This is a genomic window from Streptomyces sp. NPDC044064, from assembly GCF_056434245.1.
In genome coordinates this window covers 284274-294972 of record NZ_JBWKFN010000011.1, presented here as the reverse complement: position 1 = coordinate 294972, position 10699 = coordinate 284274, and the positions used below count along the sequence as shown (strand labels likewise).

Genomic DNA, 10699 nt, shown 5'->3' with positions numbered 1-10699 from the left:
CCCCCCCCCCCCCCCCCCCCCCCCCCCCCCCCCCCCCCCCCCCCCCCCCCCCCCCCCCCCCCCCCCCCCCCCCCCCCCCCCCCCCCCCCCACCCCGCGGGAGGTCTCGTCGCTCCTCTCCCGCTTCGGGAGCAGGTGGACCCACTCCGTCGCCATCAACGACCTGTACTTCGCCGATGCCGCCCCGGCCTTCCGAGCCGCCGGCCGGAAGGGCTCCGGCCCGCCCTTCAACATCGGCGCCGGCGACGGCGACCCGTCCGCCTTCCAGCGCATCGAGACCCGGCAGTACCAGGCGGCCACGGTCCCCGAGCCGCTGTCCCTGCAGGGCTGGCAGATCATCGACGAGTTCAACCGCGCCTACGCGGGGCGGCCCGCCAGTGGCTATGTCGCCCCCGTCCACCTCGCCACGGCCGCCAACAGCGACACCACCACGACCTGGGACCCGCCGGGCTACCGGGACGGCTACCGAAGGATCTGGGGCCGGTGACCGGTGCCGCCTCTCGCGAGGGGACCGGCACTCCGACTCCTTCACCGTCCGGTGGGCACCGGCTCGTGGGTTCGCGATTCCATAGTTCGATGAAGTGTCAACCATGTCTACACTGCCCCCATGGAGGAGACGGTGCGGTGGCTGTCGGCGGAGGAGCAGCGGGCGTGGCGTGGCTTCGTCCGGCTGCAGGAGAGGCTCGGCGGTCGGCTGGCGCGCCTGCTGCAGGCGGACTCGCACATGTCGGCCGCCGATTTCGCGGTGCTGGTCAATCTGACGGACGTGCCGGAAGGGCGGCAGCGGTTCCTGGATCTGGCCCGCGCGGTGGAGTGGGAGAAGAGCCGGATGTCCCATCACATCGCCCGTATGGAGAAGCGCGGGCTGGTGGTGCGGCAGGAGTGTCCCGAGGACGGGCGCGGGGCGTTCGTGGTGATGACGGAGGCGGGGCGGGCGGCGATCGAGGCCGCTGCCCCGCGGCACGTGGAGGCGGTGCGCGCCCTGTTCCTGGACCATGTCACGCCGGCGGAACTGCGGACGCTGGCCCGGATCGCCGAGCGCGTGGTCGAGAAGCTGGACGAGGACCCGTCCTGACCCGGGAGGCCCGGCATGGGCGGTTGACTCGTCAACCGAGGGTCTGAGTGACATGATGGTTGATATGGCAACTATCGATGTGCTGTCCGCGCGGGACGTGCCCCTGGGCGGACCGAGGGCTCTGCTCGTACGACGGACGCTGCCGCAGCGGGCCCGGACGCTGATCGGGGCCTGGTGCTTCGCCGATCACTACGGCCCCGTCGACGTCACCGTGACCCGCGGCATGGACGTCCCTCCGCATCCGCACACCGGCCTGCAGACGGTGAGCTGGCTGTTCAGCGGGGAGATCGAGCATCGCGACAGCATCGGCACCCACGCCCTCGTACGGCCGGGCGAGATGAACCTCATGACGGGCGGGTCCGGCATCTGCCACTCGGAGGTCTCCACGCCGCGCACCACCGTGCTCCACGGCGTCCAGCTGTGGGTGGCGCTGCCCGAACAGCACCGGAACACCGACCGCGACTTCCAGCACCACGTGCCCGAACCCGTGCGCGCCGACGGGGCGGAGATCAGGGTCTTCCTGGGCTCACTCGCCGGAGACACCTCCCCGGTGCGGACCTTCACCCCGCTGCTCGGCGCGGAGATGGTCCTCGAACCGGGTGCGACGGTCACCCTCGCCGTGGACACGGGCTTTGAGCACGGCCTGCTCGTGGACAGCGGGGACGTCCGGCTGGCCGGCACCGTGCTGCGCCCCGCCGAGCTCGGCTACGCGCCCCCCGGCGCCGACGCCCTGACGCTGGTCAACGAGTCGGACGGCCCGGCACGGGCGATCCTGCTCGGCGGTCCTCCCTTCGAGGAGGAGATAGTCATCTGGTGGAACTTCATCGGGCGCAGCCACGAGGACATCGTCCGGGCCCGGGCGGACTGGGAGGCCTCGTCCGACCGCTTCGGCACCGTCGAGGGGTACCCGGGGAGCCGGCTGCCCGCACCCGCCCTGCCGAACGCCGTCATCACACCGCGCGGAAACCCGCCGCGCGGCTGACCTCCGTGCTCGCGCGCAGATCCGCCGGGAGAGGGCCGGACCAGCCGTACACGACCGCTGGTCCGGCCCCTCGGACGGGTCGGGCCTCCCGTTGCCGGTCACTGCGCCGGGAGCTGCCACCACGCGGCCGACGCGTCGCGCAGGGTGTTGGTGCCGCAGTGCACCTCGCCCATGCCGAGGTGGTACGTGTAGTAGTCGTCGATGTACGACACCTTCAGACCGGCCTGCCGGTACGTGGCGTCGACCGCCTGCGTGAAGATGTCCTTGCCGTCGATGACGGGTCCCCACTGGCGCGGGGCCAGGTAGCGGTCGCGGCCGAGGAGCACGCCGTTGACCGCTCCGGGGACGTACGCGCTGGTCGTCACCGTCGCACGAGCCGCCGCACGGGCATCGGCCCCCTTCCCGGCGAGCCACTTCTGCCGGCCGTACTCCTCGAGCGCGCCCGCGAGCGGGGAGCCGGCGCCCATGCGCGTCAGACGGGGTACGGGGACGGCCGTTCCGGAGCGGGCCGGCGCCTCCGAGTCGCGCGTGTACAGGGCGGGCACCCGGACGATCTCGGCGTCGGTGATGCCGGTCTCCCGCTTCAGGATCTCCAGGTCGGCCGTGATGCGCTTCGCCGCCATGTCGTTGTCGGCCACCAGGTGCCGGGAGCCGAGCGCCTGACTGATCGTCTCCTTCGGTGCCGGCAGGCCGCTCAGGCCCGGAACGGAGAACATCTTCGTCCTGCCGTGGCCGTCGCGCCGGGCGTCACGCAGCAGCCGCAGCCCGGCCTTCGGGTCGGCGACGCCGATCCGCCAGCCGCGCGGGGTGTCGGCCGGCAGGAACTGCACGAACTCGTCGACGTGGCCGACGCTCAGCCAGGAGGTGTCCAGCAGCAGCGGGTCCTGCAGGCCCTGCGACGTGAGCAGCGTGCGCATCGCCTTGGACGGGCGCGCCCCGCTGTCCTTGCGCTCGCCCATGATGATGCGTCCGGCCGGGAACGAACGCCCGCCGTGCGCGTAGGGCGGGATGGTCTCCAGGTTGCCCATGGAGTTGAGCGACCAGTCGTCCGGGCGGGCCCGGTCGGTGACCTGGACGACGCCGGTGTTCCGGCCGCGCACCTTCTCGAACAGCTCCCGGCCCGCCTCCCGGTCCAGCTGGGCGGAGCGCAGCATCACCCGCATCACGTGCCGCCGGCCGTCCGGACCGGTCATGCTGACGTAGGCCGGTTCCACGAAGTCCTGGGCCCACGGGTCTCCGTACTTGTCGAAGGTGGCCAGCGGCTTGGTGATGCCGGCCTTCGTGACCTCCTTCGCCAGGTCCTTGACGAACTTCCGCTGCAGGCGCCCGTACTCGCCCCCGCCCCGCACCTTGGTGACCATCACCTGCTGGGCGTCCTGGAGGTGATGCTGCGTCAGCAGCGGTGCCACCCGCAGGGTGACGGAGTCGGAGGTGGACCCGTCGGCGGTCGTCACCGTCAGGCGGATCACCGCGCGGCCGTCCCACTTCGCGCTGTCCCGGATCACGTCGGTGGCCTCGACGCCCAACTCCGCGCCGGAGCGCAGCTCGGCCGCGGTCAGCCGGGTCCGGGACGTGACCAGGACCCAGTCGCCGGACCGCTTCAGGAAGACGTGGGTGTGTCCGGCTCCCGTGGTGACCTTCAGGCTGCCCTCGGCGTCGGCCGGAATGTCCGGCACGGTCACGGAGCGGACCCGGGCGAGGTCGGCCGCGTCCGCGGTGCCGTCGACCTTCTTGTCGGCGCCGTCGTTGCACGCGGCCAGCTCGGCGTCGGACAGCTTTCTGCCGCCGGGACCGGTGACCGGGCACCGCTTGGTGTCGTCGTCGAGATTGGGCAGATAGACCGCACCGCGTCCGACGGACCAGGAGTCCTCACCCGTCTCGTCGGTGCTGCCGGTGATGTCGGCCTGCCCGTCACGGTTCACGTCCGCGCGCAGATCCGCGCGGTACTGCGGCGCGGAGGCGGTGGCGCTCGGTGCGGCCAGTACGGTGCCGGCCGCGGTGAGAGCGAGGATGACGGGTCCGGCGGGGTGCAGGCGTATGCGTGCACGTGAACGCACAGCGTGTTCCTCTCCATTGGGGGGTTTCGCTGTGCAAGAGGAGGAATGGGAGCTGTGCGTTCACTGTGAGGCGCATACCTGGCCGAACAGCGGCGGCCCGCCACGCGTTCGCTGCGTGACGGGCCGCCGGTCTGTCCGGTATGCGCTGCTACGGTCCTGATCGGCGGTCCGGTGACTCGGAGGTGGAATCGTCCTTGCCGGGCAGGGCGTTCACCTCCTCGTCGTCGAGGATGTGGTCGCCGTAGAGGTCCTGCAGCCAGTTGGTCTGGTAGATGGTGTCGAGGTAGCGCTCACCGAGGTCCGGTGCGATGGCCACCGCGGTGAGGCCGCGTGCGTCCTGCCGGGACAGCCACTCGGTCGCGCCGCTGACCACCGTCCCGGTGGAGCCGCCGAACAGGAAGCCGCGCCTGGCCATGCGGTGACAGGTGCGGATGGTGTCCGCCTCCTCCACCCGGATGACCTCGTCCACGAAGGACTCGTCCAGCAGCGGGGGAACCATGCTCATGCCCAGGCCGGGGATCATCCGGCGGCCCGGCTCGCCGCCGAAGGCCACCGAGCCCACGCTGTCGACGGCCACGATCCGCACCGGCCGGTGCCACTGCCGGAAGTAGCGGGCGCAGCCCATCAGGGTTCCGGCGGTGCCCGTCCCGACGAACAGGACGTCCAGGCGCGGGAAGTGTGTGGCGATCTCCGGTGCGGTCGTGCGGTAGTGCGCCCGCCAGTTGCCCGCGTTGGTGTACTGGCTGAGCCACACGTAGCGGTTGTCGGACGCGCACAGTGCACGGACGTACTCGATCCGGGTGCCCAGGAAGCCGCCGTTCGCGTCCAGGTCGGCCACGACGTGCACCTGGCTGCCGAGCGCCTCCATCAGCAGCCGCGTCGACAGGTTGCAGCGGGAGTCCGTGACACACAGGAACCGGTAGCCCTTGCTGGCGGCGATCATGCTGAGCGCCACGCCCAGGTTCCCGGAGGACGACTCGACGAGGATGGAATCCGGCGTCAGGATTCCGTCCCGCTCGGCGCTCTCCACCATCTCGTTCGCGGCCTTCAACTTGATGGAGCCCGCGAAGTTGAAGCCCTCGCACTTCAGGTAGAGGGAGCATCCGAAGATCGACTCGAGGTCGACGAAGAGACCGCCTTCGTTGAAGTCATGGGGAGCGGAAACAACAGGCACGGTGGGCCTCCTGGTGCCAGGGCCGAGGACAACGCCTCAGCCGAACCGGCGCAGGTCGTGGAAGAAGTCGTCGATGAGGCGGAGATCGCCCGCCACGGCTGCTTCGTCGTAGACGTACTTGCCGACGGCGAGATCGAGCACGCCGAGTCCGAAGGGCGAGAAGATCACGGGGCGGTCGGGCGGCGGGGCCGCGCGTCCGAGCATCACGTCGTTGAGCGTGCCGTTCAGGAAGTCACGGTTGCCGGTGCGCTGCTCGACCAGGTGGGGGGACGTGCCGGCCTTCAGACAGTGCTCGACGTCGTCCACGAAGTTCGCGGAGGCGAGCAGGACCTCGGGGGAGAGGTCGCGCAGGGAGATGTGCAGCACCAGCGGGTTGTGGTCGAACCAGGCCGGGGAGCCGATGTGGGGCTCGCCGGCGATGGTCGCGAAGACCACCAGGTCGCTGGAGCGGATCAGGTCCTCGGCGCTGTCGTGGACGACGATCTCCGCGGTGGTCCCGGCCTGCCGCAGGTAGCCGCAGAACCCGGCGGTGCTCTCGGCGGACAGGTCGTGCACGCCGATCGTGTCGAACGTCCAGTCCGTCCCGGCCAGGAAGGTGTGGATGTAGCGGGCGATCAGCCCGGTGCCGAAGAAGCCGATCCGGGTGGGGCGGGACCGGTCGCGGCTGAGCCAGTCGGCGGCCAGCGCGGCGGACGCGGCGGTCCGGGTCGCGCTGATGATGGAGCTCTCCAGACAGGCGAACGGGTAGCCCGTCCCTGGGTCGTTGAGGATGAGCACCGCCGAGGCCCGGGGCAGCCCGGCCCGCACGTTGTCCGGAAAGCTGGAGATCCACTTCATCCCGTCCACGTGCACCGACCCGCCGACGGAGGCGGGCAGCGCGATGATCCGCGCGCTGGGCCGGTCGGGGAACCGCAGGAAGTAGGAGGGCGGGTTGACCGAGTCCCCGGCGCCGTGCAGCCGGTAGGTGGCCTCGACCAGCTCCACGATCTGCTTCTCGCGCCCGCTGAGCGCCTGCTGCACCTGCGTACCGGAGATCACCGCGAACGTGGGCACCGGGACCCCCTCGGACAGGGGCTGCCGGGCAGCGGTGGACGACAGTTGGGTCATCGCTCGCTCGCCTCCGAGGTCGGCCAGCAGTCGGCCAGGCGGCGCGGCTCGGCCATGCCGACCAGCACCTGCCGCTCACCGGTGAAGGGCTCTCTGCTGTGGGCGGTGCGCAGGTTGTCGACGAGCATCAGGTCGCCGGACTGCCAGGGCTCGCGCCGGGTGTGCTGTTCGTAGGTGGTGTTGAGCAGCTGGACGACGTCCTCGCCGATCGGGGTGCCGTCGCCGTAGCGGGTGTTGAACGGCAGTCCGTCCGCGCCGTACTCGTCCACCAGGTACTCGCGGACCTCGGGAGCCAGCGTCCACTCGTTGAGGAAGGCGATCTGGTTGAACCAGCAGCGCCGGCCGGTGAGCGGATGCCGCACGACCGCGCTGCGGCGCTGCTCGGTGCGCAGGGAGCCGTCGGGCTGCCAGGCGAAGTCGATGGCGTGGGCGCGGCAGTAGTGCTCGATCTCGGAGTGGTCGTCGGTGCCGAACGACTCCGCCAGGGAGGCGCCGATCTCGTCGTTGTAGGCGCGGGTCAGCAGCCAGCCCTCACGCTCGAACCGTTCCGTCAGCGTGGTGGGCAGCGCCTGGAGCACCTCCTCCGCGTCGGCCACCGCGGTCGCCCCGCCCTCGTCGGGCGCGGTCAGACACGCGAACAGCATCAGGCCGGGAACCTCCAGCCGGTAGCTCAGCTCGTGGTGCATGCACATCGGCTGGTTGGCCGGCCAGGTGGTGGAGGAGTACAGCCCCGGGCCGTAGGCCTCACGGGGGGCGAACGCCTCCTGCTCCGGCATCAGCCGGCCGGCCAGCCCCGCGAAGACGGCGCCGGCCCGGGACATGTCCCGCAGCCCCAGTCCGCGGACGAGGAGCGCCCCGTGCTCGGAGACCTGCGCATGCAGCGACTCGCGGTACTGAGCCGCCCAACTGGCCGCGTCACCGGGCGACTCGACGCGCAGGATCGCGGGTCTGTCCGGCCGCAGCTCCACGTCGAGGGGTGCTGCCAGAGGTGAGGACGACATCTCGGATTCCCTTCGGTTGCCCGTCTGGAGGCTCTGCTCGGCTCAGGAGGAGGCCAGCGGAGCCACGACACCCAGGACGGCCCGTGCTGCCTCGGCCGGACGGGTGCGCGTGAAGTAGTGGCCGCCGTCGGCCAGCTCGTGCAGATCCACGTGCTCGGCCAGGAGCAGCCAGTCCCGGTAGTGCTGGGCGTGGCCGGCCGTGTGCGGATCGTCGGCCGCCACGACCACCGAGACCGGCACGGACAGCTTCACCGGCGGCGGCCCGTCCAGCGCGGCGCAGAAGTAGCGGTGCGCGGACACGCAGTCGTGCAGGTAGGCGGCACCGATGTGCTCGGCGTGCTGCGCGTTCAGTTCCGCGAGTTCGGTGTAGCCGCTGTCCGCGGTCAGCCGTGCGGCGATCTCGGCGTTGCTCCGGCTCGTCAGTTCGCCGACGGCGGCGTACCGGTCGGGGGCGGTGCCGAGCAACTGCGCGCCGAGGAACACGCGCAGCACCTCCACACCGTGCTCCTGGAGCCGTCCGGCCGTCTCCAACGCCGGTGCGGTGCCCGACGAGTGGCCCCACAGCAGGACCCGGGTCAGACCACGCGTCGTGATCTCGGCGGCGACCCGCTCCGCCACCTGCTCGATCGACGCGAACGGCTCGGAGTGCGCGGCCAGGTCGTGACCGGGCAGGTCCACCGCGAGGACCGTCATGCCGCGGCCCGCCAACGCGCTCGCCATCGGCTGGTAGTTGACCGCGTTGCCGCCCGCGTAGGGGAAGCACACCAGTGCGCAGTCCTTCGCACCGCCGCCCGCGGTCAGCGGCTGCAGCAGCTCCGGGTGGTGCCGGGGCGTGCCGTCGAGGAGGGCCGCCAGGTCGGCGAGCACCGGGTGCCGGGTGATGTCCTTCAGGGACACCGCGCGGTCCAGCGCGAGGGTGAGTCTGACCGCCGTCAGGGAGGTGCCCCCGGCGTCGAAGAAGTGGTCCTCGCGGCCGATCCGGCCCTCGGGGACCCCCAGCAGATCGGCCCAGACCGCCGCCAGCTTCCGCTCGGTCGGGGTGAGGGGTGCGCCTTCGTCGTCGCCCGGCACGGAAGGTTCGGGCTGCGCCGCCAGAGCGGTGAGCGCCTTCCTGTCGATCTTGCCGTTGGCGGTCAGCGGCAGGGCGGCCTGCCAGTGGAAGGCCGAGGGGACCATGTAGGCGGGCAGGGCCGCCCCCAGCGCGTCGCGCAGCACGCCGGCCTCCAGACGGCGGCCCGTGCAGAAGGCGATCAGGTGCTTGCTCCCGCCGGCCCGCTCGGCGACGACCACCGCACCGTCGCGCACCCCGGGCACCCGCAGCAGCGCGTTCTCGATCTCGCCGATCTCGATACGGAAGCCGCGGATCTTGACCTGGTTGTCCCGGCGGCCGAGGAACTCCAGCTTGCCGCCCGGGTGCCAGCGTCCCCAGTCGCCCCCGAGGTAGAGCCGCTCACCGGGCCGGAACGGGTCCTCGCGATAGCACTCACGGGTCCGCTCGGGATCGTTGACGTACCCCCGGCCCACACAGACCCCGGAGAAGGCGATCAGACCGGGGGCGCCCAGCGGCACCAACGACAGGTGCTCGTCCACGACATGGACGTGCACGTTGTTGACCGCACGCCCCAGCAGGACCCGCTCGGGCACGGAGTCCATGACCTCGTGGTTGGTGTCGTCCGAAGTCTCGGTCAGCCCATAGGCGTTGACCAGCCTGATACCCGGCTGGATCGCGAACCAGCGCTGGACCAGCTCCCGTTTCAACGCCTCACCGGTCACCGACACACACCGCAGGTCCGGCAGCGCCCGTGGATGCTGCTCCAGGTACGAGACCACGACCTCCAGATAGGAGGGCACGACCTGTGCCACACAGGCCCGGCCGCCGGCCAGCGTGTCGACGAACCGCTCCACGTCCACTATCACGTCCTGGCCGACCAGCAGCGTCCGCCCGCCCACCAGCAGCGAGGAAATCAGCTGCCAGAGCGAGATGTCGAAGCACTGCGGGGCGGTCTGCGCCACCACCGAGCCCTCGGCGATCCCCAAGTCGTCGATCTTGGCGTGGAGATGGTTGAGCATGCCCGCGTGCTCGCACATCGCCCCCTTCGGCTCGCCGGTGGAGCCGGACGTGAAGTAGATGTAGGCGAGCTGGCCGGAGTCGACCCGTATTCCGACGTCACCGTCGGTGTGCCCTTCCGCGTACGCCCCCTCGATCAGCAGCTTCTCGACCCCGGGCAGGGTCGTCAGGGCCTGGTCGAGGGTGTGGGTGCTGCCGGATTCGGTCAGGACCAGCCGGCACCCCGCACGAGACAACGTTGCCACGATGCGGTCGGCCGGGAAGTTCGGCTCGATGGGCAGGTAGGCGCCGCCCGCCTTGAACACGGCCAGGGTCGCGGCCATCCAGTCGAGGTTGCGCTCGGTGACCACGGCCACCACGTCTTCCCGGCCCAGCCCCCGCTTCAGCAGGGCGCGCGCCAACCGGTTCGCGCGCGCGTTGAGTTCGGCGTACGTCCACTCCTGCTCGCCGTGCACGGCCGCCACCGTTTCCGGATGCGCCCGTACCCGCTGCTCGAACAGTTCGTGTGCGCGCGCGTCCGGCAGCTCCCGGCGTGGTCCGGCCAGCTCTTCCAGCTGCTCCTGCACCTCGTCGTCCGACAGCAGACTCTGCCGTGCGTGCTCGGCGTCCACGTCCGCCGTCATCAGCCGCAGCGCCGTCAGGTGGTAGCCGCCGATCCGGGCCGCACTCGTGGCGTCCAGGACATCGGTGCGGTATCGCAGCCGCAGCCTCAGCCGCCCGTCCCGGTCGGACCAGCGCACCTGCAGCACACCGTCGTCGACCAGCGTGTTCTCGGCACCTCCCCGGGGACCGAACACGACCTCGTACGACGGCTGCGCGGTTCCCAGCTCCCGGCACAGCTCGTCCACCGGGAACTCGCGGTGCGCCAGCAGCTCCGCCTCGGCGTGCTGAGCGCTCGACACCAGCGCGCGCCAGGTCCCGGGGGGCACCGCCAGGCGGCACGGCAGCGGCTCGCCCCGCACCCCGGCGGCGTACCCCGTCACCACGTCCTGCTCGCCGGACAGCGAGGCCAGCACCTTGGCGTGTGCGGCGAGCAGCAGTGCGCTTACCGGCACCGCCAGGTGCCGTACCAGCCCACGGGCCGCGTCCGCCACGTCGTCCGGCACCGACACCTCGTGCTCGGTCGTTCCGGGAACCGGCTCCCGAACCCACCGTGGCACCGCGGTCGTACCGCCGGCGGTCAGCACACGGCTCCAGAACTCCCGGTCCGTTTCCACGCGCGCTCCCATCGAATGA

General features: G+C 71.4%; 7 protein-coding genes and 1 pseudogene. 3 read left to right on the top strand and 5 right to left on the bottom strand.

The window, feature by feature from the left end; genetic code table 11:
- Positions 1-87: 87 nt before the first annotated feature.
- The 3 genes and pseudogenes from AC07DS_RS20265 to AC07DS_RS20255 all read left to right on the top strand — a co-directional run.
- Positions 88-486, top strand: a pseudogene (locus AC07DS_RS20265) (type 1 periplasmic-binding domain-containing protein); the annotation flags it as partial.
- Positions 487-606: 120 nt separating this feature from the next.
- Positions 607-1074: a MarR family winged helix-turn-helix transcriptional regulator gene (locus AC07DS_RS20260; protein ID WP_145885437.1), complete on the top strand. Its 468-nt coding sequence runs from the start codon at positions 607-609 to the stop codon at positions 1072-1074.
- 64 nt (positions 1075-1138) lie between these two features.
- Positions 1139-2056: a pirin family protein gene (locus AC07DS_RS20255; protein ID WP_479147124.1), complete on the top strand. Its 918-nt coding sequence runs from the start codon at positions 1139-1141 to the stop codon at positions 2054-2056.
- 98 nt (positions 2057-2154) lie between these two features.
- On the opposite strand, the gene AC07DS_RS20250 is transcribed toward AC07DS_RS20255, so the two are convergent.
- The 5 genes from AC07DS_RS20250 to AC07DS_RS20230 all read right to left on the bottom strand — a co-directional run bounded on the left by AC07DS_RS20250 (position 2155) and on the right by AC07DS_RS20230 (position 10692).
- Positions 2155-4113, bottom strand: coding sequence for a protein-arginine deiminase domain-containing protein (locus tag AC07DS_RS20250; RefSeq protein WP_479147122.1), 1959 nt, complete (start codon positions 4111-4113; stop codon positions 2155-2157).
- A 148-nt stretch (positions 4114-4261) separates the two neighbouring features.
- Positions 4262-5287 (bottom strand): 2,3-diaminopropionate biosynthesis protein SbnA, encoded by a 1026-nt coding sequence (sbnA, locus tag AC07DS_RS20245; protein ID WP_479147120.1) that lies wholly within the window; start codon positions 5285-5287, stop codon positions 4262-4264.
- A gap of 36 nt (positions 5288-5323) precedes the next feature.
- The gene (gene sbnB, locus AC07DS_RS20240; protein WP_479147118.1) at positions 5324-6394 is read right to left on the bottom strand and encodes a 2,3-diaminopropionate biosynthesis protein SbnB; all 1071 of its coding nucleotides are present in this window, start codon (positions 6392-6394) and stop codon (positions 5324-5326) included.
- Positions 6391-7395: a TauD/TfdA family dioxygenase gene (locus AC07DS_RS20235; RefSeq protein WP_479147116.1), complete on the bottom strand. Its 1005-nt coding sequence runs from the start codon at positions 7393-7395 to the stop codon at positions 6391-6393. Before AC07DS_RS20235 ends, sbnB begins: the two co-directional genes overlap by 4 nt.
- A gap of 42 nt (positions 7396-7437) precedes the next feature.
- Positions 7438-10692 (bottom strand): non-ribosomal peptide synthetase, encoded by a 3255-nt coding sequence (locus tag AC07DS_RS20230; RefSeq protein WP_479147114.1) that lies wholly within the window; start codon positions 10690-10692, stop codon positions 7438-7440.
- Positions 10693-10699 lie beyond the last annotated feature (7 nt).